A 21,762-nucleotide genomic window follows, 5' to 3' on the forward strand; every position below is an offset into this window, starting at 1 on the left:
GGAGAGGAATCGATGTGACCACGAAAACGGGCATGGTCGTAGGGATCGGGCGCGCCCACGCCAAAGCGATCCTGCTGGGCGAACACACGGTCGTGCACGGCACGCCCGCGATCGCGTTCCCCCTGCCCGCCCTGCCGGTGCGCGCCCTGGCGCGCCCGGTCGAACCCGGCACCGGGTCGCAGTCTCCCGCCGACGGGCACTTCCGTTTCGTCGTCGGCGGAACCGACACCGCCCTGTCGGGTCCACGGGTCGCGGCCGAGGAAGCGTTGCGGCGGTGGGGAATCACCGATACTACCGTCGAAGTCGTTGTGGAGTGTGGGATTCCGCTGGCTCGTGGACTCGGTTCCAGCGCCGCGTGCGCGGGTGCCGCGGTGCGCGCGGTCGCGGATCTGCACGGTCGGATCGTGGAACCCGGCGAACTGTACGACCTCGTGCAGTGCGGCGAACAGGTCGCGCACGGCCGGGCCAGTGGCATCGATGCCAGCGCCGTGCTGGCGAACGGTCCGATCCGGTTCCATCAGGGCCGGGCCGAGCCGATGCCGATCGGCCTGGACGCCGCGCTCGTCATCGCCGACACCGGCGTGCCCGGGTCGACCCAGCACGCGGTGGCGGGTGTGCGGCGCAGGCTGGCCGAGGACCCGGTGCGGGCCAGGTTCCTGCTCGAGCGCGCCTCGGGCCTGATCGAGGCCGCGGGCAACGAGCTGTCGGCCGGTGCCGCCGAGTCCCTCGGCAAGACCATGCTCGACTTCCAGGAACTGCTGGCCGAGCTGGGTGTGAGCACGCCGCACATCGACACGCTCGTCACCGCCGCGCTCGGTGCCGGAGCGCACGGAGCCAAGCTCACCGGTGCCGGTCTCGGTGGGTGTGTGCTCGCGCTCACCGAGCCCGCCGCGGCGTCCGAGGTGAGTGCCGCGCTGCGCCGCGCGGGTGCCGTGCGAACCTGGACGGTGCCGACTCGCGCCCTGCACGCCGACGCCACGTCCCTGTCCGCCACCACATCGGAACCCGGTACCCACCAATGACTTCGACCTCCGCCACCGGCGAGGCCACCGCGCTCGCCCACCCGAACATCGCCCTCGTGAAGTACTGGGGCAAGCGCGACGAAACGATGTTCCTACCCGTCACGAGCAGCCTGTCGATGACGCTCGACATCTTCGCGACGACCACCACCGTGCGCGTCATCGACGGACCCGTCGACGAGATCGAGTTCAACGGCACCGCCGCCACCGGTTCCGCGCACACCCGCATCGCCCGCTTCCTCGACCTCGTGCGGGCCGAGGCGGGCCGTACCGAACGCGCCACCGTCGTCACCGTCAACGACGGCCCGACCGGAGCGGGTCTGGCGTCCTCGGCGAGTGGTTTCGCCGCGCTGGCCACGGCCGCCGCCACCGCCTACGGTCTGAACCTGGACGGGCGCGCGCTGTCGCGGCTGGCCCGGCGCGGGTCCGGGTCGGCGTCGCGCTCGATCTTCGGCGGTTTCGTGGTGTGGCACGCGGGCGAGGGCGACGGCGAGGCCGGTGACCTGAGTTCGTTCGCCGAGCCGATCGGCGGCGACGAGCTCGACCCCGCCCTGGTCGTCGCGGTCGTGAACCAGACCGCCAAGACGGTGTCGAGCCGCGACGCCATGCGCGCCACCACCGAGACCTCCCCGTTCTACCGGCCGTGGGCCGAGTCGTCGATGCTCGACTTCGACGAGATGCGCCGTGCCATCGCCCGCGGTGACCTCGCCGCCATCGGTGAGATCGCCGAACGCAACGCGCTCGGCATGCACGCCACCATGCTCACCGCCCGCCCCGGCATCCGCTACCTCTCGCCGCACTCGCTCGCGGTGCTCGACGCGGTGCAGGCCCTGCGCGCCGAGGGTGTGCTCGCCTACGCCACCATCGACGCCGGTCCCAACGTGAAGGTGCTGTGCGCCCGCGCCGCCGCCGCCCGGGTGGCCGCGGCGGTGGAGAGCCTCGGCGACTTCGTCACCACCCGCACCGCGCACATCGGTCCCGGCGCCGCCCTGCTCCCGGACACCGCGCAGGTCGGAGCCTCATGATCTCCTGTCGCGCCCCGGGCAAACTGTTCGTCGCGGGGGAGTACGCCGTCGTCGAACCGGGTCACCGGGCCGTGCTGGTCGCCGTCGACCGCTACGCCACCGCCACCATCACGGCGACCGACGGCGACACCGTCCTCGCCTCGGATCTGGAGGGTGGAAGCTCCCTCCGGTGTCGCCGCGTGACGGGTGACCAGGCTGGAGTGGCAGCCCCGGCGGAGTCGGCCACAACGAACTCGGCGACGGGCGCCCTGGCGGCGGAATCGGCCACAGCGAGCTCGGTGACGGCTGCCCTCGCGGCGGAAGCGGTCGTGACCCGTGCCCCCGCGCCAGCTGATGATTCTGGCTCCTTCGTGTCGGCGACCGGGTCGGTTCCGGCCACCTTCTCCTATCTGTTCGCCGCCGCATCGGTGCTCGATCGACTGGTGCTCGAACGCGGAATCACCCCGCGCCCTTACCATTTGGACGTCACCGCCGATCTCGGTGACGCCGACGGTCGCAAGTTCGGCCTCGGTTCCAGCGCGGCGGTGACGGTCGCGGCGGTGACCGCGCTCGGCGAGTTCTACGAACTCGGCCTGAGTTCGATGGACCGCTACCGCCTCGCCATGCTCGCCACGGTCGCGGTCCACCCCCGCGCCTCCGGCGGCGACGTCGCCGCGAGCACCTGGGGCGGCTGGCTCGCCTACAGCTCCCCGGACCGCACCCGGGTGGCGGCGGCGGCCGAGGCCGACGGCGTCGACGCGGCCCTGCGCCTGCCGTGGCCGGGCCTGTCGGTGCGCCCGCTGCCCAGCCCGACCACCCTCGACCTGCACATCGGCTGGACCGGCACCCCCGCCTCCACCCCCGCCCTGGTCGCCGGCCTCGGCGCACCCCTCGACCGCGTGGAGTTCCTGGTACGCAGCGATGCCTGCGTCGAACGCCTCGCCGCGGCCGTCGACGCCGACGACCCAACCGCCATTCGCGCCGAAATCGACTGCGCGCGTGCGCTTCTCCTCGGCCTCGACGCGGCCGAGCGGCTCGGGGTCATGACCGAACGCCTGGCCGCGTTGTGTCACGTGGCGGCCGAGGTCGGCGCCGCCGCGAAGCCCTCGGGGGCCGGTGGCGGCGACTGCGGCATCGCCCTGCTGGAGACCGGCCGCGCCGACGCCGTCGCCGCACTGACCGACGGCTGGGAAGCCGCCGGAATCCGCAAGCTGCCCTTGCGGATCCACCCGTCCGAAGGAGTTCGCGCATGATCGCCGATCGCAAGGACGACCACGTTCGCCACGCGGTGAACCACCGCCGAAACCACAGCGGCGGCAACGATTTCGACTCCGTCGCCTTCGTCCACCACGCCCTGGCGGGCATCGACTCGACCGATGTTCGGCTCGGCGTCGATTTCGCCGGAAAGCACTGGAACTCACCGCTGTACGTGAACGCGATGACCGGTGGTAGCACCAACACCGGGGAGATCAACCGGCAGCTGGCCATCGCGGCCCGCGAGACCGGCGTCCCCATCGCGTCGGGCTCGATGAGCGCCTACTTCCGCGATCCCGCCGTCGCGGGCACCTTCCGGGTCCTGCGCGCGGAGAACCCCGACGGATTCGTCCTGGCCAATGTGAACGCCAACGCCACCCTCGACCAGGTGCGCAGCGCGATCGACCTGCTCGAGGCCGACGCACTGCAGATCCACGTGAACTCGGTGCAGGAAGTCGTGATGCCCGAGGGCGACCGCGCCTTCGCCGGGTGGCCACGCCGCATCGAGGAGATCGTCGCGGGCGTACCGGTGCCGGTGATCGTCAAGGAAGTCGGCTTCGGCCTCAGCAGGCAGACCGTGACCTGGTTGCGCGAGGTCGGCGTCGCGGTCGCCGATGTGGGCGGACGCGGCGGAACCAATTTCGCGCGCATCGAGAACGACCGGCGCGCGGGCGCCGACTTCGCCTTCATCGAACAGTGGGGTCAGTCGACGGCCGCGTGCCTGCTCGACTGCACCGGCATCACCGGCATCGACATCTCCGCCTCCGGCGGCATCCGCTCGCCACTGGACATGGCCCGCGCCCTGGCACTGGGCGCGAAGGCGACCGGCGTGGCGGGAGCGTTCCTGGAAACCCTCGTCGACCACGGCACCGAGGCCCTCGTCGCCAAGATCACCACCTGGCTCGATCAGCTGCGCAACATCATGACCGTCCTCGGTGCGACAACTCCCGCCGAGCTCACCGGTCGCGATGTGCTCGTCACCGGCGAACTGGCCGGTTTCTGCGCGCTGCGCGGCATCGACGTGGCCTGCCTCGCCCACCGGAGTCCCTGGTGGCGCGAATCGAACCTCCGAGAAGGAGTCATCCATGAATGACATGTCGTACGCGGCTGTCCCGATGCAGTGGGTCGGTCCCCTGCGGATCACCGGCAATGTCGTCGACGACTCCGTCGACGTGCCGCTGGCCACCTACGAGACCCCGCTGTGGCCCTCGGTCGGGCGCGGTGCGCGGATCAGCACCCTCACCGAGAAGGGCATCGTCGCCACCCTCATCGACGAGCGGATGACCCGGTCGATCCTGCTCGAAGCCGATGACGCCTACACCGCGTACACCACCGTCCAGCAGCTCGAGGCCCGCCTGCCCGAGCTGCAGGAGGTCGTCTCGGGCAGTAGCCGCTTCGCCCGGCTCATCGAGCTGAACCATCAGATCGCGGGCAACCTGCTGTTCCTGCGGTTCGAGTTCACCACCGGTGACGCCTCGGGCCACAACATGGCCACCCTGGCCAGCGATCACCTGATGGACCACATCCTGTCCACCATGCCGGGTGTGCGCTACGGCTCCATCTCGGGCAACTTCTGTACCGACAAGAAGGCCACCGCCGTCAACGGCATCCTCGGCCGTGGCAAGAACGTCGTCACCGAGCTGCTGATCCCGCGCGAGGTGGTCGAGGCCCGGCTGCACACCACCGCGGCCAAGGTCGTCGAGCTCAATATCCGCAAGAACCTGATCGGTACCCTGCTCGCGGGCGGAATCCGTTCCGCCAACGCGCATTACGCGAACATGCTGCTGGCCTACTACCTGGCCACCGGTCAGGACGCCGCCAACATCGTCGAGGGCTCCCAGGGCGTCACGCACGCCGAGGACCGCGACGGTGATCTGTATTTCTCGTGCACCCTGCCCAACCTGATCGTCGGTACGGTCGGTAACGGCAAGCACGCCAGTTTCGTCGAGGACAACCTGGTGCGCCTCGGCTGCCGGGCCGAACGTGAGCCCGGCGAGAACGCGCGGCGCCTCGCCGTGATCGGTGCGGCCACCGTGCTGTGCGGGGAGCTGTCGCTCATGGCCGCGCAGACCAATCGCGGTGAATTGATGCGTGCCCATACCCAATTCGAGCGGTCAACCACGAGCAACGGGACACAACGATGACCACAACGCCGGTCGGTATCCACGACCTTTCGTTCGCCACCACCCACTACGCCCTCGATCACGCCGTCCTCGCCGAGCGACTCGGGGTGGATCGCGACAAGTTCTACCTCGGCATCGGCCAGGAACGCATGAGCGTGGCCGCCGCCGACGAGGACATCGTCACCATCGCCGCCGCGGCCGCCCAGCCGATCCTGCAGCGGCACGGCACCGACAACATCCGCACCGTGCTGTTGGCCACCGAGACCGGTGTCGACCAGTCCAAAGCCGCTGCCCTGTATCTGCATTCGCTGATCGGTCTGCCCAACGCGGCGCGTGTGGTCGAGCTCAAGCAGGCCTGCTACGGCGGCACCGCCGGGCTGGCGTTCGCCGCGGGCCTGATCGCGCGTGACCCGTCGCAGCGGGTGCTGGTGATCGCCGCCGACATCGCCAAGTACGAGCTCGACACCCCGGGCGAGCCGACCCAGGGCGCCGCCGCCGTCGCGATGCTGGTCACCGCCGACCCGGCGATCCTGGCGCTCGACCCGATCTCGGGGCTCTACAGCGCCGACATCATGGACTTCTGGCGTCCCAACTACCGTTCCGAGGCCATTGTCGACGGCAAGACCTCGGTGAACGCCTACCAGAAGGCCGCACAGGAGGCGTGGAGCGATTACCGCCGCCAGGGCGGGCGCGAGCTCGGCGAGTTCGCCGCGTTCTGCTACCACCAGCCCTTCACCAAGATGGCCTACAAGGCGCACCGGCACCTGCTGGAGAGCCAGGGCCACACCGCCGAGGCCGCCGACCTCGAGGCCGCCATCGGCGCCACAACCACCTACAACCGCACCGTCGGCAACAGCTACACCGCCTCGCTGTACCTCGGCCTGGCCTCGCTGCTCGACCACGCGGACGACCTCACCGGCAAGGCGCTGGCCATGATCAGCTACGGGTCCGGCAGTGTGGCCGAGTTCTTCAGCGGCACAGTGCGACCCGGTTACCGGGCGCACCTGCGCACCGAAGCCAACCAGGCCGCGATCAGCTCGCGCGAGATGCTCGACTACGACCACTACCGCGCCTTGCACGAAGCGGTACTGCCCACCGACGGCGCTTACCACGCGATGCCCGAGGAGACCCGGCGTCCGTTCCGCCTCGGCGCGATGTCGGGCCACAAACGCATCTACGAAGCTCGGTGACCGTGGCCGATCCGGATATACGGCACGTCAGAATCATCATCGTCGGGAGCGGGCTGTCGGGCGTCGGCGCGGCGGTCCGGTTGAGCCAGCAGGGGCACACCGATTTCCTCGTGCTCGAACGCGGGCCCGATGTCGGTGGCACCTGGCGGGTGAACACCTACCCGGGCGCCGGGTGCGATGTGCCCTCGCAGCTGTACTCGTATTCGTTCGCGCTGAACCCGAATTGGACGAGGTCGTTCTCCCCGCAGGCCGAGATCGAACGCTACATCCGGGACGTGTCGGAGCGTTTCGGGGTGCGTGACAAGCACATCTTCGATTGCGAGATGACGGCGGCGCGCTGGAACGACACCGATGGCCGATGGGAGATCCACACCAGCCGTGGGCAATTCACCGCCGATGTGGTCGTGTCGGCGGCCGGTGTGCTCGCGGAGCCGAATCTTCCCGATATCAAGGGGATGTCGAGCTTCGAGGGGGAGATCTTCCATTCGGCGCGGTGGAATCACGAGTCGACCCTCGCGGGTAAGCGGGTGGCGGTGATCGGTACGGGATCGTCCGCGGTGCAGATCATTCCGTCGATCGCGCCGGAGGTGGCGAGCCTCGATGTGTATCAGCGCACCGCAACCTGGGTGATGCCGCATCTGGGCCGACGCTATACGGCGATCGAGCGGTTCGCGTTCCGGCGGATTCCCGGCTTCCAGCGGCTGGTCCGGGCGATGATCTACTTGCTGCGCGAGATCTTCGTCGTCTTCCAGGCCAAGTACCCACGCGCGGCGGTGCTGCTGGAGTTGGTCGGCCGGGTCAAGATGTTCCTCGAGATCCGTGATCCGCAGGTGCGCCGGAAGGTGTTGCCCACACATCGGCTCGGCTGTAAACGGATGCTGGTGTCCAACCGCTTCTATCCGGCGCTCGACCGCGACAACGTGGATCTGGTGACGGACCCGATCGCGGAGGTACGGGCGAATTCGATCGTCACCGAGGACGGCATCGAACGCGAGGTCGACGCGATCGTGTTGTGCACGGGTTTCCAGGTATCGGATTCCCCGACCTACAACCTGTACGTCGGCCGCGACGGGCGAACCCTGTCGGAAATCGGTGAGGCGGAAGGGTATCGCAACTACAAGGGCACAACGGTCGCGAACTTTCCCAACCTGTTCTTCATGCTCGGCGCCAATTCCGGGCTGAACTACACCTCGCTGATCTACATCATGGAATCCCAGTTCCGGTACCTGATCTCGGCGCTGGAAACCATGGAGCAGCGAGGCCTGCGCACTGTCGAAGTCCGCAAGGACGCCGAAGAAGAATACAACCGGGGTATTCAGCGCAAGATGGCGAAAACGGTGTGGGCCACCGGTGGCTGTCGCAGCTGGTTCCTCGACAGCACGGGGAACAACGCGGTGCTGTGGCCGGACTTCAGTTTCCGTTACCGCAGGCAGATGCGCGTTTTCGATCTCGAGGCGTATCAGACGACCACGAACTGACCCTCGATCCCGGAGGCGCCTCGCGGCGACTCCGGGATCGGTGGCCGAATCAGAGCCCGATGGTGCCGGACATCGAATCGAGCAGCGTCAGGAAAACTCCGAGCAGATCTCCGAGTGCGGCAGAGAACATTGATTTTTCTCCTTCGATATGGGGGATCATCCGCAAAATGGCACGCCGATACACCGACAGCGTCGGTGTCATCGGGGTTGTGCGGCTCAACGAATTAGCGAGATGATCGCTGGATATCCGGATACACACCTGGCTCGGTGTGGGAACGCTCTAACACCGTAGCAACGGAGTTTGGCTCCGACAAGCAGTGGGTAACCGTGTCAACGCGAAATTTCCTGTCCCCTGCCGCATTTGCTGACAGTTGTCAGGACGAGCTCGACGACGACATTCCCGGCGGTCGGGTGGAGCCGCGCAGGGGATTCGCCGTCGGGAAGGTGATCGACGGGAGCGTCACCCACATGCGGACGCGGGTGCCCTTGTCGTCGTGGGTGAATTCGAGATCCTCGGTGAGTACCCGCATCATCTCCACGCCCCGGCCTCGGTAGCCGGGATCGGTGGGGGTGGGTACCCAGCGGCCGGTGTCGGTCACCTCGATGACCACCCGGTCGCCCGCACAGGTGGCGGTGAGGACGACTCGGCCGGGTTCGGTGTCGCGGTAGGCGTGTTCGACGCTGTTGCTGCAGGCCTCGTTGGCGGCGGCGACGAGGTCGGCGGCCAGGTCGTGGGGCACCGCCGCCGTGGCGAACCAGCGGTAGAGCGTGCGTCGCAGTCCGGTCAGTTCGACGGCGGCGGCGGGAATGTCGAGGTACAGCGGCTCCGGTGGCTGACGGTAGACGACCATCGCCACGTCGTCGTCGTAGCCCGCGGGCGGGCACAGGCGTGACAGCACCGCGTCGGCCACATCGCGGGGGAGCGCGCCACCGGTCTCGCTGAGGACGTCCGCGATCTTCACGAACCCCTCCTCGATGTCGTAGCCGCGCTGTTCCACCAGTCCGTCGGTGAACAGCACCAGCGAGGAACCGGCGGGCAGTGCGGTGGTGGCCTCGGGGCGGCGCGGGGTGTCGAAGGTGGCCAGCGGTACCGCCCGGCCACCTTCCAGGATCCGGCCGGGTCCGCCGGGCGCGGCCAGGATGGGCGGCATGTGACCGGCGTTGGAGTAGCGGACCACGCCTCGTTCGGGGTCGAGCACGGCGGCGCACACCGTGGTGCACATGGCGCCGGGAATGCGCGCGGCGACCGCGTCGAGTTCGGCGAGCAGCTGTGCCGGTCCGGCACCGCGAAGCAGCAGAGCCCGTGCGGCCGTGCGCAATTGGCCCATCACCACCGCCGCCGACAGGCCACGGCCCACGCAGTCGCCGACGACGACACCGATGGTGCCGTCGCGCAGCGGAACCACGTCGTACCAGTCGCCACCGATCTCGAGCGGCGGCAGGGCGGGCTCGTAGTGCACCGAGAAACGGGGCGGCAGTTCGATCGGGCCGAGCATGGCGCGCTGCAGGGTGAGCGAGGTGGCGCGCGCCTGATCGAAGTTGCGCGCCCGCTGCAGCGCGACGCTGAGATGACCGACCAGCAGCGAGTACAGCGCCCAGTCGGCGGCGCTCACCGCCCGCGGGGCGCCGAACCGTACCCACAGCGCCGCGTCGCCGGTCTCGCCGAGCGGCGCGACGACAGCATCGACCCCGCCCTCGTCGCCGGTGATGGCCGACAGTCCGCGCGCGGACTGTCGGCGCGCTCGGTCGAGCAATTCGTTGGTCTCCTCGTCGAGCACCACCGGTGCGTCGCCACGCGCACTCGGCTGCCGCACCGGAGTCGCGACGAAATTGCTGTTGGCGGAGACGAATTCGGGCTCAGGGGGGACCTGCGCGGCCGTGGGGGATTCGCCGCAGGAGTAGAGATCGGGTCGACCGGTGCGGCTCGGCCAGACGGCGACGAGGGCCGTGCGCGCGCCCATCGTCCGGCGCAGTTCGTCGAGGCCGACCGCGAGGACCTCCACCATGCTGGTAGCGGCGCCGACGGCGGTCGCCAGCCGGGACGCCGCCTGATCGCGGGCCTGGGCGTCGTGTTCGGCGGTGACATCGCGCACGGTGCCGACGAAGATCCGCTCGTTGTTCTCCTGCTTCACCAGGGAACTCGCGCTCACCGCGAGCCAGCGTTCACGGCCGTCGCGGTGCCGCACCGGCATCACGAAACGGGATGCCTCCGTCCCGATCTGCGGGTAGCCCTCGCGTTCGCGCAGGGCCCACGGATGCGGCAGCGCGAACGGCACCTCCTCGGGCCCGTACCCGGTGAGCACACCGAACGCCGAGTTCACCTCGATGATGGTCCCGTGCTCGTCGGCGACGAAGAACCCGTCCTGCAACGACTCGACGAGTGCGGTGCGGAAGGCGTCGCGACCGGCCAGATCCTCGGCGCGCGACCGTTGCTGCTCGTAGCGTTTGGTGCCATCGAGGTAACCGCGGGTGGCGATGTCGAGCGCGGCCATGGTCTGCAGCAGGAATTCCAGGGCCACCTCCGCCCGGCGCGCGTACGCCTGGTCGCCGACGAGTTCGGCGACGGTGCGGAAGTGGTGCTCGGTGAGATCGAGCAGGCTGATGCCTTCGACGAGGGCGCGCCTGCCGAGGTCGTAACCCTCGCTCAGGCCTTCCTGGCCCGGCGCGGCGACGTGGCGGCGCAGGGCAGCCGAATAGTCGTCGAGGAACGCGGCCAGGACAGCACTCATCGGCTCCCTCTCATGATCCCGCTCCCCGGAACCGGGCCGCCAGGACCAGTGCGTCGTCGGTGTCCTTGGCGTCGCGGGCGAGCAGGTCGCCCGCGATGGCGGCCGCGGGTCTGGCCAGGTCGATCTTGTCGGCGTCGGCGGTGACGAGACCGTCGGTGGCCATCAGCAGCAGGTCGCCCTGTTTGATCGGCAGGCTCTGCGGCTGTAGATGCGCGGGCAGCCGGTAGCCGACGATGCCACCGGTGAGCAGCATGGTCGCCCGCAGCTCCGGGCCCGCCGGACCGAGCGTGAGCAGCCGCGACTCCACATTGCCCACGCCGATCCATTGCAGGGTGTCGCCCGGCCCGATCAGCGCCAACGACATCGCGGCGCCTCGGGTTTCGGCCATCGCCCGATGACACAGCACCATCAGCACGTCCAGGGGTTCGCCGCGGTTCTCCGACAACACCAGGGTCGCGCGATCGGCCGCGTCCGCGGCGGCGGCGCCGTGGCCGAGACCATCGAGCACGCCGAAGAGCACGCCGCCGTCGCCGGTGTCGAGGACGACACCACGGTCACCGGAAACGTCCTGGCCGGGGAGTGCCCGACCGGCTGTCGACCATTCCGTGCGGCCGGTGATCCCGTCTTCATGCACCGTCGGGTACCCACTTCCACATTTCGATCAACGTCCCTCGGCCGGGAGCGGAATCGATGGTGATGCCGTCCATCAGCCTGCGCGCACCGGGCAGACCGAGGCCGAGGCCGCGACCGGTGGAGTACCCGTCCTCGAGCGCGCGCGGAATGTCGCGGATGCCGGGACCCTGGTCCTCGGCTTGGACCACGAGGCTCTGGCGGCCGTCGCGGATGTCGACGAGCAGGCGGATCTCGCCACTGCCCGCGTAACTGGTGATGTTGCGGGCGATTTCGGAGATGGCGGTGGAGATCATGGTGCGGTCGGTGAGGGTGAAGCCGAGGTGGGCCGCCAGCTCGTGCCCGGCCTGGCGGGCGGTCACGATGTCCTCGGACACCTTGACCGCGATCGCGACCTGCTCAGCGGCCACTGTCACGACCATCTCGTCGGCTGCGGGGGTGCCGGTTCAGCCAGGCGAGACCTTCTTCGAGGTCGAGGGCGGTCTGCATGTCCTCGAAGGTGAGACCGAGCTGCACCATCGCGAACGCGACCTCGGGCTGCAGACCGACGATCACCGTCTCCGCGCCGCGCAACTGGGTCATGTGCGCGATGGTGCGCAGCGAGCGGGCGGCGAAGGAGTCCATCACGTCGATGGCGGTGACGTCGACGATGATGCCGGTCGCGCGGTAACGACTGACCTGCGTCATGAGATCGTCCTGCAGACGCTCGGTGTCGGCATCGGTCAGCGCCGACTGCACCGAGGCGATCAGGAATGTGCCCTGTTTCAGAATGGGTACCGGCATGGCGGACTGTCAGCGCCCGTCCCGCTCGCTCAGCCGCTCGGTCACCCGGGTGACCTCGTAGCCGAGCAGTCGCTCGGCCTCTTCGATACCACCCTGCAGGTCGCCGACCGCGTTCATCTTGGACAGGTCGAGACCGATGGTCACCAGGGTGAGCGCGATCTCCGAGGACAGACCGGTGATGATGACGCTGGCGCCCATCAGACCCGAGGCGTCGACGGTCTGCACGAGGTGGTTGGCGACCACCGAGTCGATGGCGGGCACACCGGTGATGTCGATGACGACCACCTTGGCGCGATTGGCGCGGATGGCGCGCAGCAGCTGCTCGGTGAGCTGACGGGCGCGCTGGGAATCGAGCACACCGATGATGGGCAGGATGAGCAGCTGTTCGCGCACCTGCAGCACCGGGGTCGACAGCTCGCGGATGGCTTCCTGCTGGCGGCTGATGACGCGCTCGCGCTCCTGCACGAACGACACACCGACGGTGTTGGCGATGCGGTTGGCGGCGGGCTCGTAGGCGTCGAGCACCTGGTTGAGCATCTCGAAGTTCGACTGGTACTTCGAGAACAGCGACCGGGCCAGCACGTCGCGCAGCAGCAGCACGATGCCGAGGACCTCGTCGGTCTCGACGCCTCGGGGAATGATGCGCTCGGACAGGTCGCGGGCGTATGCCTGCAGTGCCTCGACGCTACCGGTGACCAGCACCTCGACGTAGTTGTCGTACATCGAGGTCGCCTCGGAGAAGATCTCCTCCGGGGTCATCGCGGTGAGCAGCTCGGCCTCGGTGATGCGCCGCGCCCACTCCTCGCGCAGGCCGGTGCGGTTCTGCCGGAGGTGCTCGACCAACTGGGGGAGCAGGTTGTTGTCCACCGGGCGCGCGGGCGGCGCATCCGCGGAAAGACTCGTTGACACCTCGGACATGGAAGTTCCTGCCCCTTTCGACGTTTTCACCTGGCGCGCACTGCACACGTTGACCGAAGCCTACTCATACCCCATACATGATGCTGTCCAAACCTGCCGGTAACCGGCTATTCGGGGCTGAAGCCGCGGGCCAGCGCCGCCAGCGCCCGGTCCAGGTACACGGTGAGATCCGCGTCACCGCGTTCGAGCCAGGCGTCGAAGGCGGCGCGGGCGGCGGCCAGCGTGGTGCGGCCGACCGCCAGCGGGAGCAGATCGTCGGCGGTTGTCCCGAGCCTGCGCGCGGCGAATTCGCCGACCGCGCGTTCCCAGGCGTCGTAGTGCGCGCCCGCGCCCGCCGACAGCGCGGGGATGCCCGAGATCAGGCGCATCCTGGTGCGCAGCTCCGGGATGTCCTCGGCGCGATACCTGTTGGCGGCCACCACGATCCGCCGCACCGCGGTCATCATCGGCTCGTCGTCGGCGACGGCGGCGAAGGCCGCGCGCAGGTCGGCGACCTCGTCGTCGAACTGGTGCCACAGCACCTCGCCCTTGCTCGGGAAGTATCGGAAGAAGGTGCGTTCGCTGACGCCCGCCTCGGCCGCGATCTGCCCGACGGTCACCTCGTCGAAGCCGTGCTCGGTGAACAGGCGCATCGCGATGAGTTCCAGGGCGCGGCGCGTGGTGCGGGGTGGGCGGCCGCGCTGGGTTGTCGGGGCTGACATGGATACAGCGTAGGGACTGGTTCGCCGGGGAGCGCCCGGTCTTGATTATGACAGTGACTGACGTTAATGTTCGGACATGTTCGTGGCCCAGCTCACATCGCCGGAGGCCGACGCCTGTCGCGCGTCGATCCTGCTGGTGCCGCTCGGCGCCATCGAACAGCACGGACCGCACCTGCCGCTGTCCACCGATCTCGACATCGCCGCGGCGCTGTGCGCGCGCACCGCCGCCGCCCGCGACGACGTGCTCGTCGCGCCCGCCGTGCCCTACGGCGCCAGCGGCGAGCACGCCGGGTTCGCGGGCACACTGTCGATCGGGCAGGCCGCCCTGGAGTTGCTCGTCGTGGAGCTGTGCCGGTCGGCCACGGCGAGTTTCGCGCGGATCGTGCTGGTCAACGCCCACGGCGGCAATGTCGAGGCGCTGCGCCGGGCCGTGACCCTGCTGCGTTCGGAATCGCGCGATGTGCGGCTGTTCTGCCCCGCCTACGGCGGTGACGCGCACGCGGGCCACACCGAGACCTCCCTCCAGCTGGCGCTCGCGCCCGAACGGGTGCGCACCGAGGCGGCCGAACCGGGGGACACGCGCCCGCTCGCCGAGGTGCTGCCCCTGCTGCGCGCGGGCGGGGTGGCCGCGGTGAGCCGCAACGGAATTCTCGGCGACCCGACCGGGGCGGATGCCGCCACGGGTGCCGAACTGCTGAGCGCGGCGACCGCCGCGCTCCTGCACGACCTGCGCCACTGGTGGCCGGGTGACAACGAGGAAGGACCACATCGATGAACCCCTGGTTCGAGACCGTCGCCGAGGCGCAGCGGCGCGCCCGCAAGCGGCTGCCGAAGTCGGTGTACGGCGCGCTGATCGCCGGTTCCGAACGGGGCCAGACCATCGAGGACAACCAGACCGCGTTCACCGAACTCGGTTTCGCACCGCACTGCGCGGGCCCGATCGGTGACCGCGACCAATCGACAACCGTCCTCGGACAACAGGTTTCGATGCCGGTGCTGATCTCGCCCACCGGTGTGCAGGCCGTGCACCCCGACGGTGAGGTCGCCGTGGCACGGGCCGCGGCCGCGCGCGGTATCGCCATGGGCCTCAGCTCGTTCGCCAGCAAGCCGGTGGAAGAGGTGATCGCCGCCAACCCCGCGACCTTCTTCCAGCTGTACTGGTGCGGTGCCAAGGATCAGATCCTGGAACGGATGCGGCGGGCGAAGGACGCCGGTGCGGTCGGCCTGATCCTCACGCTGGACTGGTCGTTCTCGCACGGTCGCGACTGGGGCAGCCCACAGATCCCCGAGTCGCTGAACCTGCGCACCATGATGAAGTTCGCCCCGCAGACTCTCGCCCGGCCGCGCTGGCTGGCCACCTACCTGCGCTCGGGCTCCATCCCCGACCTGACCGCCCCCAACATGTCGGTCGGCGGCGGCGCGGCTCCCGGCTTCTTCGGTGCCTACGGCGAATGGATGCAGACGCCCGCCCCGGACTGGGACGACGTGGCCTGGATCTGCGCGCAGTGGGACGGTCCGGTGCTGCTCAAGGGCGTGATGCGGGTGGACGACGCGCTGCGTGCGGTCGACGCGGGGGTCGCGGGCATCTCGGTGTCCAATCACGGCGGCAACAACCTCGACGGCACCCCCGCCGCCATCCGCGCCCTGCCGGTGCTGGCCGACGCCGTGGGCGACCAGATCGAGGTCCTGCTCGACGGCGGCATCCGGCGCGGCAGCGACGTCGTCAAGGCCGTCGCGTTGGGTGCCCGCGCCGTCCTCATCGGCCGCGCGTACCTGTGGGGTCTCGCGGCCAACGGCCAGGCGGGCGTGGAGAACGTCCTCGACATCCTGCGCGGCGGCATCGACTCCGCCCTGCTCGGCCTGCGCAAGACCTCGGTCACCGACCTGACCCGCGACGACATCGTCGTCCCCGACGGTTTCGAACGTGCTCTCGGCCTTCCCGACACGGCTCGCGCCGCCGAGGAAGTGTTGCGGTAGGTGGTATTTCCCGGAGGTCGCGCAGGTTGTCGGGACGTGGGTGACCGACCTCCAGTGCGGCCGCCCGTCCGGCTTCGGTGGGTATCTGCGTGGAGACGGCGACGAACAAGCGGGTGGCCGACGACCTGTGCGACACGTCCGACGCGAGCTACCAGCGGTTCTGGTACAAGCACACCGACACGCTCGTGTATCCGGCGGTCGGCGCGGCGATCGCCCTGGCGGCGGGCAGTTTCCTCCGGCCGAGCACCGGTGACGTCTACGACCGTGGGGCACCGGTCGCGGGCGGAACGGTCCTGCGAGGTGGGCTGGGCCAGCCGCCCCACTCCAGCGGTGGCGGCGGTAGTTCGGGTTCCTGACTCACGCCAGGTCCACCGCGGGCGTCACCTCCGGGGTCGGTACGCGGCCGCCGAGTTCCCGTGCCGCACTGCGGTGGTGGTCGATGAGCACGTCGTAGATCTCGGCGAGCGCGGCCAGTTGCGCACGGTCGAGGACGTCGATCATGTGCCGTCGCACGCTGCGCACGTGGGCGGGGGCCGCGGTCGTGAGCAACTGACCGCCCGCGCTCGTCAGTCGTGCAACCGTGCGGCGCTGGTCGTGCGGCATGGTCTCGCGCACGACCAGTCCGCGCTTCTGCATGCGGGTGATCTGGTGGGAGAGCCTGCTCTGCGACCATTCCAGCGCACCCGCCAGGTCAGCGAAGGTCAAACGCTGGCCCGGTGCGTCGGCTAGGTACACCAGCACGGAATATTCGACATAACTCAGGTTGGCCGCCCGGCCGGCGTCACGCCCGATCGCCGCGGCGATCAGGTCGCGGGTACGGACATAGCCCAGCCAGGCGCGCATTTCGACATCATCGAGCCACTGTGGATCGGTCACGATCGAGCTCCAGATTCGCCGGTGCAAGCTTCGGATTTGAACGGCGCACGCCCACCACCGCCCCGGAGAATGGGTAGCACCGTTTGTGTTGAACGTGCAACCTCGACCATTATTCAGGTTGACTAAGGGTTGCCTAATATCCAGCTCGGTGCCCGGTGGTGGCTAGGCTCTGCGATGCTCTGCCCACCTGCCTGAAGGAGTGCGATCCGTGACCGCGCCGGAGTTCCGCTATTCCGATCTGCTGCCGATCGGCGCGGACGACACGCCGTACCGTCTGCTCACCACCGAGGGGGTCAGCACCTTCGAGCACAACGGCCGCACCTTCCTGCAGGTCGAGCCCGAGGCGCTGCGTCTGCTCACCGAGACGGCGATCCACGACATCAGCCACTATCTGCGCCCGGCCCACCTGCGCCAGCTGCGCAAGATCATCGACGACCCGGAGTCCTCGGGCAACGACCGTTTCGTGGCGCTCGACCTGCTCAAGAACCTCAACATCTCCGCGGGCGGCGTGCTGCCGATGTGCCAGGACACCGGCACCGCGATCGTGATGGGCAAGAAGAGCGAGGGCGTGCTCACCGGCGCCGACGACGCCGAATGGATCAGCCGCGGCGTGTTCGACGCCTACTCCCGGCTCAACCTGCGCTACTCCCAGCTCGCGCCGATCACCATGTGGGAGGAGAAGAACACCGGTTCCAACCTGCCCGCCCAGATCGAGCTGTACTCCACCGAGGGTGACGCCGACAACCCGGTCTACAAGTTCCTGTTCATGGCCAAGGGCGGCGGTTCGGCCAACAAGTCGTTCCTGTACCAGGAGACCAAGGCCGTCCTGAACCCCGAGCGCATGCTCGAGTTCCTCGACGAGAAGATCCGCTCGCTTGGCACCGCCGCCTGCCCGCCGTACCACCTGGCCGTGGTCATCGGTGGCACCAGCGCCGAATTCGCCTTGAAGACGGCGAAATACGCCTCCGCGCACTACCTGGACAACCTGCCGACCGAGGGTTCGATCACCGGTCACGCCTTCCGTGATCTCGAGCTCGAGGAAGAGGTCTTCCAGCTCACCCGCGAGTTCGGCATCGGCGCTCAGTTCGGTGGCAAGTACTTCTGCCACGACGTGCGCGTGGTCCGCCTGCCCCGCCACGGCGCCTCCTGCCCGGTCGCCATCGCGGTGTCGTGCTCGGCCGACCGCCAGGCGCTGGCCAAGATCACCAAGGACGGCATCTTCCTCGAGCAGCTGGAAACCGAACCGGCGCAGTACCTTCCGGAGCAGACCGAGGACATCCTCGGCGGCGACGTGGTGCAGATCGACCTGAACCGCCCGATGGACGAGATCCGCGCCGAACTGTCGAAATACCCGGTGAAGACCCGGCTTTCGCTCACCGGCCCGCTGGTCGTGGCCCGCGACATCGCCCACGCCAAGATCAAGGAACGGCTCGACGCGGGCGAGTCGATGCCGCAGTACCTGCGCGACATGGCCGTCTACTACGCGGGCCCGGCCAAAACCCCCGAGGGTTACGCTTCCGGCTCGTTCGGCCCGACCACCGCCGGACGCATGGACTCCTACGTCGATCAGTTCCAGGCCGCGGGCGGTTCGATGATCATGCTCGCCAAGGGCAACCGGTCCGCGCAGGTCACCAAGGCGTGCAACGAACACGGCGGTTTCTACCTCGGTTCCATCGGCGGCCCGGCCGCGCGGCTGGCCCTGGACTGCATCAAGAACGTCGAGGTGCTCGAGTATCCGGAGCTCGGCATGGAGGCGGTCTGGAAGATCGACGTCGAGGATTTCCCCGCCTTCATCGTCGTCGACGACAAGGGCAACGACTTCTTCGCCGAGACCTCCAAGCCGATCGCACTGCGCGTGCGTACCCGCTCCAAGGAACGCGTGTAGAGACCTCGCTCCGAGGGCCCGGGTGGCCGCGTCCTCGCGGGCGCCGGGGTCTTCTGGTCGTGCGTCCAGCCGACGCGGTGTAACGTGACCCGCGACATACGGTGAACGGGGTGGCTATGCCCGCTGGAATTCCTGGGGGCCGGGTGGCGCGCGGCGCCAAACTCGGACAGTTCGCCGCGGGCCAGGCGGTGCGCGGGGTCGGCAGACGACTGTCGATGATCGGTCGCACCGAGGAGGCCAGGCAGGTCCTGGCCGAGCGCTCGGCGATGACGACCGCGCAGCAGATCGTCACGGTCCTCGGCAGCATGAAGGGGTCGGCGATGAAGCTGGGGCAGATGGCCTCGGTGCTCGACCTCGACTTCGTCCCCGAATCGCATCGCGAACACTTCCGCGCCCAGTTGGCCGCGTTGCAGGACAAGGCCCCCGCCGTCGCGTTCCCGACGATGCGAGCGGTGATCGAGGACGATCTCGGCCCGCTCGGTGGCATCTTCGCCGACTTCGAGGAGACCGCCATCGCGGCCGCCTCGATCGGTCAGGTGCACCGCGCCACCCTGCGCGACGGGCGCGTGGTCGCGGTGAAGGTGAAGTACCCCGGCGTGGAGCGCGCGGTCCACGCCGATATCGGAAACCTCGAATTCCTCAGCAAGATGGGCAGATCCGTGCTGCCGAGTATGGCCGACACCGGCGTGCTCGAGGAGATCGCCGACAACCTGCGCAGCGAGCTGGACTACGAACGCGAGGCGAGCACCCAGCACCGGGTGGCACGGCGCTACCGCGGTCATCCGTTCATCACCGTGCCCGACGCGATCGTCGAACACTGCACACACAATGTGCTGGTCACCGAATATGTCGACTCGCAACCCTTTTCGCACATGCGCACGCTGCCCGACGCCGACCGTGACCATCTGGGCGAACTGATCTACCGGTTCTACATCTCCAGCCTTTTCGTCGACAACGAGTTCTGTGGCGATCCGCACCCGGGGAACATGCTGCTGGCCGCCGACGGGCGTCTCGCCTTCGTCGACTTCGGTCTGTACAAGCGGATGGACCCGGGGCACGTCGATTTCGAGCGCGAGGTGTTGCGCGCGGCGGCGGAGGGCCGCGGCGAGGACCTGCACGCCGCGTGGGTCGATCGCGGGATCATCGACCCGAACGCCGGGGTATCGGTGGAGGAGAGCCTGGCCTACGTGTGGGCCGCCACCGGCTGGCACCTGCTCGACGAGGAGGTCACCATCACCCCCGAACTGGCCACGGGCGCACTGCTTCTCGCGGTCGACCCGCGGTCCTCGGAGTTCCACGGTATGCACCGGCAGCTGCTGCCGCCGGAGCACGTGTTCTCCCGCCGGGCCGACCTGTTCACCTTCGCCACCCTCGGCCAGCTGCGGGCCACCGCGAACTGGCACCAGCTGGCTCGCGAATGGCTCTACCGTGAGCCTCCCGTGACCGAGGTCGGCCGCGAGATCGACCGGTGGCGCCGATCCGGGTGAGGCGAACCGCGCCGAAGCGGGGTCGATAGGATTCCGACATGCACACTGTTCTCCGGATCCTGGTCGGCGTGGGCGCGGTCGCGGCGCTGACCGCGGCGGGTACCGCCACGGCCGACCCCGATCAGCGCGAACAGGTCCAGTCCGCCGCGGGCACCGAGGGCCTCGACCCACCGCTGGCCTTGGCCTACACCCTGGCCGAACAGCAGGCGCACGCCGAGGGCGTGCCGCTGTCGGTCACCTCCGGCTACCGCACCCCCGAACAGCAGGAAGCGCTGTGGCAGGACGGCCTGGCCACCCACGGCAGCCCCGAGGAGGCGCGGCGCTGGGTCCTGCCACCCGCCGAATCGACGCACGTCTCCGGCCACGCGGTCGACGTCGGCCCCCAGATCGGCGCCCAGTGGCTCGAGGCGAACGGCAACCGCTGGGGGCTCTGCCGGACGTTCGACAACGAATGGTGGCACTTCGAGTTGGTGACGGTGCCGGGGGCGCCGTGCCCGCCGACGGTGCCCGATGCGAGCGTGCGGTAGGTCGGCGCGGTCCGGTCTCAGCGCAGGGCCGCGAAAAACGTACGGATGTCGGCGACGTGCGCGGTCGGTTGCTCCATCGCCACGAAGTGGTTGCCCGGATTGCCCGACGGCCAATGAATGATCTTGTTGTCGCGGTCGGCGAGCTTGCGCATGAGCGGTGAGCCGCCACCGTAGACGCCCGTCGGCACCAGGTTCTGACCGATCGGCCAGCCGAAGCCGCCGTCGCGCAGCCCGTTGTACATCGGCCACGAGGACGTGCCGGTGGTCTGGGTGAACCAGTACAGCGACACCGTGGTGAGCAGGTCATCGCGGTCGATCACGTCCTCGGCGAGTTCGGCCATCGGCGTGAACTCCTGGAACTTCTGCATCATCCATGCCAGCAGCGCGACCGGGGAATCGTTCCAACCCAGCGCGAAGGTCTGCGGTGCGGTGCGCAGCAGGGTGTGGTGGTCGACGCCGCCGGTCATCCACAGTTGCATCTGGTCCCATTCGGCGCGGTCCTCGTCCGACATCGCGGGCACGTCGGCCTCGGTCGGCATACCGATCCCGCCGTCGAGATGGACCCCGATCACGTGCTCCGGGGCCGCGAGCGCCATCTCCGGTGCGATGTAGGCGCCCAGGTCACCGCCCTGCGTGCCATAGCGCTGGTAGCCGAGCCGGTCCATGAGCTGCGTCCACATCCTGGCCACTCGTGCGGTGGTCATCCCCACCTCGCACGGAGCCTGGGAGAAGGCGAAACCGGGCACCGACGGGACGACCACGTCGAAGGCGAGGGCGGGATCGAGACCGTGCGCGCGAGGATCGGTCAGCGGACCGATCACGCGGCTGAATTCGGCGAAGGTGTTGGGCCACCCGTGGGTGAGCAGCAGGGGCACCGCATCGGGTTCCGGGGAGCGGACGTGGGCGAAGTGCACGTCGAGGCCCTCGATGGTCGTGTGGAACTGGGGGAACGCGTTGAGTGCGGTTTCCTGTGCCCGCCAATCGAATTCGTCGGCCCAGTAGGTGGCGAGCTCGCGCAGGTACACGGCAGGCACGCCACGTTCCCAACCGTCGCCCGGCAGTTCGGGGGTCCATCGGGCTCGTGCCAGCCGGTCGCGCAGGTCGTCGAGATCGGTCTGCGGGATGTCGATGTGGAAGGGGCGGACAGTCATTCGGAACTCCTCGTGATCGGTGTGAACCCG

At 69.0% G+C, this 21,762-nt stretch carries 22 protein-coding genes; 13 read left to right on the forward strand and 9 right to left on the reverse strand.

The features are described 5' to 3' along the window. The first annotated feature begins 14 nt into the window (after positions 1 to 14). From mvk to NC7_RS09990, 7 genes are read left to right on the forward strand one after another with little or no spacing between them, the layout of a single operon-like run. A complete protein-coding gene (gene mvk, locus NC7_RS09960) occupies positions 15 to 1,022 on the forward strand; it encodes a mevalonate kinase (protein WP_236573320.1) in 1,008 nt (335 codons plus the stop codon). Further along, positions 1,019 to 2,044: a diphosphomevalonate decarboxylase gene (mvaD, locus tag NC7_RS09965; protein WP_067981203.1), complete on the forward strand. Its 1,026-nt coding sequence runs from the start codon at positions 1,019 to 1,021 to the stop codon at positions 2,042 to 2,044. Before mvk ends, mvaD begins: the two co-directional genes overlap by 4 nt. Continuing rightward, positions 2,041 to 3,276 carry a phosphomevalonate kinase gene (locus NC7_RS09970; RefSeq protein WP_067981204.1) on the forward strand — a complete coding sequence of 412 codons (1,236 nt, stop codon included), beginning with the start codon at positions 2,041 to 2,043 and terminating at the stop codon, positions 3,274 to 3,276. Before mvaD ends, NC7_RS09970 begins: the two co-directional genes overlap by 4 nt. Next, entirely contained in the window at positions 3,273 to 4,370 is a 1,098-nt protein-coding gene (gene fni / locus NC7_RS09975) for a type 2 isopentenyl-diphosphate Delta-isomerase (RefSeq protein ID WP_067981205.1), read from the forward strand. The genes NC7_RS09970 and fni overlap by 4 nt, the downstream gene beginning before the upstream one ends. Then, positions 4,363 to 5,421 carry a hydroxymethylglutaryl-coenzyme A reductase family protein gene (locus NC7_RS09980; protein WP_201449866.1) on the forward strand — a complete coding sequence of 353 codons (1,059 nt, stop codon included), beginning with the start codon at positions 4,363 to 4,365 and terminating at the stop codon, positions 5,419 to 5,421. Before fni ends, NC7_RS09980 begins: the two co-directional genes overlap by 8 nt. Then, positions 5,418 to 6,590, forward strand: a complete 1,173-nt coding sequence (locus NC7_RS09985) for a hydroxymethylglutaryl-CoA synthase (RefSeq protein WP_067981206.1) — start codon at positions 5,418 to 5,420, stop codon at positions 6,588 to 6,590. Before NC7_RS09980 ends, NC7_RS09985 begins: the two co-directional genes overlap by 4 nt. Next, positions 6,587 to 8,068: a flavin-containing monooxygenase gene (locus NC7_RS09990; RefSeq protein WP_084458254.1), complete on the forward strand. Its 1,482-nt coding sequence runs from the start codon at positions 6,587 to 6,589 to the stop codon at positions 8,066 to 8,068. Before NC7_RS09985 ends, NC7_RS09990 begins: the two co-directional genes overlap by 4 nt. 49 nt (positions 8,069 to 8,117) lie before the next feature. Here NC7_RS09990 and NC7_RS29030 read toward each other — a convergent pair whose 3' ends face one another. The 7 genes from NC7_RS29030 to mftR form a co-directional block, all read right to left on the reverse strand. Next, positions 8,118 to 8,288, reverse strand: coding sequence for a hypothetical protein (locus NC7_RS29030; RefSeq protein WP_157101909.1), 171 nt, complete (start codon positions 8,286 to 8,288; stop codon positions 8,118 to 8,120). Between the two features lie 154 nt (positions 8,289 to 8,442). After that, positions 8,443 to 10,797: a SpoIIE family protein phosphatase gene (locus tag NC7_RS09995; RefSeq protein ID WP_067981207.1), complete on the reverse strand. Its 2,355-nt coding sequence runs from the start codon at positions 10,795 to 10,797 to the stop codon at positions 8,443 to 8,445. A gap of 10 nt (positions 10,798 to 10,807) precedes the next feature. Next, the gene (locus NC7_RS10000) at positions 10,808 to 11,431 is read right to left on the reverse strand and encodes a SpoIIE family protein phosphatase (RefSeq protein ID WP_067981208.1); all 624 of its coding nucleotides are present in this window, start codon (positions 11,429 to 11,431) and stop codon (positions 10,808 to 10,810) included. Beyond that, positions 11,424 to 11,849, reverse strand: a complete 426-nt coding sequence (locus NC7_RS10005) for an ATP-binding protein (RefSeq protein WP_067492040.1) — start codon at positions 11,847 to 11,849, stop codon at positions 11,424 to 11,426. Before NC7_RS10005 ends, NC7_RS10000 begins: the two co-directional genes overlap by 8 nt. Beyond that, complete coding sequence (locus NC7_RS10010) at positions 11,827 to 12,210, reverse strand: STAS domain-containing protein (RefSeq protein WP_067492042.1); 384 nt, start codon at positions 12,208 to 12,210, stop codon at positions 11,827 to 11,829. Before NC7_RS10010 ends, NC7_RS10005 begins: the two co-directional genes overlap by 23 nt. Before the next feature lie 9 nt (positions 12,211 to 12,219). Beyond that, entirely contained in the window at positions 12,220 to 13,128 is a 909-nt protein-coding gene (locus NC7_RS10015) for an STAS domain-containing protein (protein ID WP_067492043.1), read from the reverse strand. A gap of 107 nt (positions 13,129 to 13,235) precedes the next feature. Further along, on the reverse strand, positions 13,236 to 13,829 hold the full coding sequence (gene mftR / locus NC7_RS10020; protein ID WP_067981209.1) for a mycofactocin system transcriptional regulator MftR: 594 nt from the start codon (positions 13,827 to 13,829) through the stop codon (positions 13,236 to 13,238). Between the two features lie 76 nt (positions 13,830 to 13,905). Between mftR and mftE the strand changes: the two genes are divergently transcribed. From mftE to NC7_RS10035, 3 genes are all read left to right on the forward strand, one after another. Then, entirely contained in the window at positions 13,906 to 14,604 is a 699-nt protein-coding gene (gene mftE, locus NC7_RS10025; RefSeq protein ID WP_067981210.1) for a mycofactocin biosynthesis peptidyl-dipeptidase MftE, read from the forward strand. After that, positions 14,601 to 15,806 carry a pre-mycofactocin synthase MftD gene (gene mftD / locus NC7_RS10030; protein ID WP_067981211.1) on the forward strand — a complete coding sequence of 402 codons (1,206 nt, stop codon included), beginning with the start codon at positions 14,601 to 14,603 and terminating at the stop codon, positions 15,804 to 15,806. Before mftE ends, mftD begins: the two co-directional genes overlap by 4 nt. A gap of 89 nt (positions 15,807 to 15,895) precedes the next feature. After that, a complete protein-coding gene (locus NC7_RS10035; protein WP_067981212.1) occupies positions 15,896 to 16,162 on the forward strand; it encodes a hypothetical protein in 267 nt (88 codons plus the stop codon). 1 nt (position 16,163) lies between these two features. Here the strand turns inward: NC7_RS10035 and NC7_RS10040 are convergent, their stop codons facing one another. Then, a complete protein-coding gene (locus NC7_RS10040; protein ID WP_236573318.1) occupies positions 16,164 to 16,682 on the reverse strand; it encodes a MarR family winged helix-turn-helix transcriptional regulator in 519 nt (172 codons plus the stop codon). Positions 16,683 to 16,890: 208 nt separating this feature from the next. Between NC7_RS10040 and NC7_RS10045 the strand changes: the two genes are divergently transcribed. The 3 genes from NC7_RS10045 to NC7_RS10055 all read left to right on the forward strand — a co-directional run bounded on the left by NC7_RS10045 (position 16,891) and on the right by NC7_RS10055 (position 20,581). After that, positions 16,891 to 18,567: a fumarate hydratase gene (locus tag NC7_RS10045; RefSeq protein ID WP_174550212.1), complete on the forward strand. Its 1,677-nt coding sequence runs from the start codon at positions 16,891 to 16,893 to the stop codon at positions 18,565 to 18,567. 116 nt (positions 18,568 to 18,683) lie between these two features. Then, positions 18,684 to 20,054: an ABC1 kinase family protein gene (locus NC7_RS10050; protein WP_067981214.1), complete on the forward strand. Its 1,371-nt coding sequence runs from the start codon at positions 18,684 to 18,686 to the stop codon at positions 20,052 to 20,054. 38 nt (positions 20,055 to 20,092) lie between these two features. After that, positions 20,093 to 20,581: a M15 family metallopeptidase gene (locus NC7_RS10055; RefSeq protein ID WP_084458258.1), complete on the forward strand. Its 489-nt coding sequence runs from the start codon at positions 20,093 to 20,095 to the stop codon at positions 20,579 to 20,581. 17 nt (positions 20,582 to 20,598) lie between these two features. Here NC7_RS10055 and NC7_RS10060 read toward each other — a convergent pair whose 3' ends face one another. Further along, positions 20,599 to 21,732 carry an epoxide hydrolase family protein gene (locus NC7_RS10060; RefSeq protein ID WP_067981215.1) on the reverse strand — a complete coding sequence of 378 codons (1,134 nt, stop codon included), beginning with the start codon at positions 21,730 to 21,732 and terminating at the stop codon, positions 20,599 to 20,601. Positions 21,733 to 21,762 lie beyond the last annotated feature (30 nt).

This window comes from Nocardia caishijiensis NBRC 108228, assembly GCF_001612825.1.
GTDB lineage: Bacteria > Actinomycetota > Actinomycetes > Mycobacteriales > Mycobacteriaceae > Nocardia > Nocardia caishijiensis.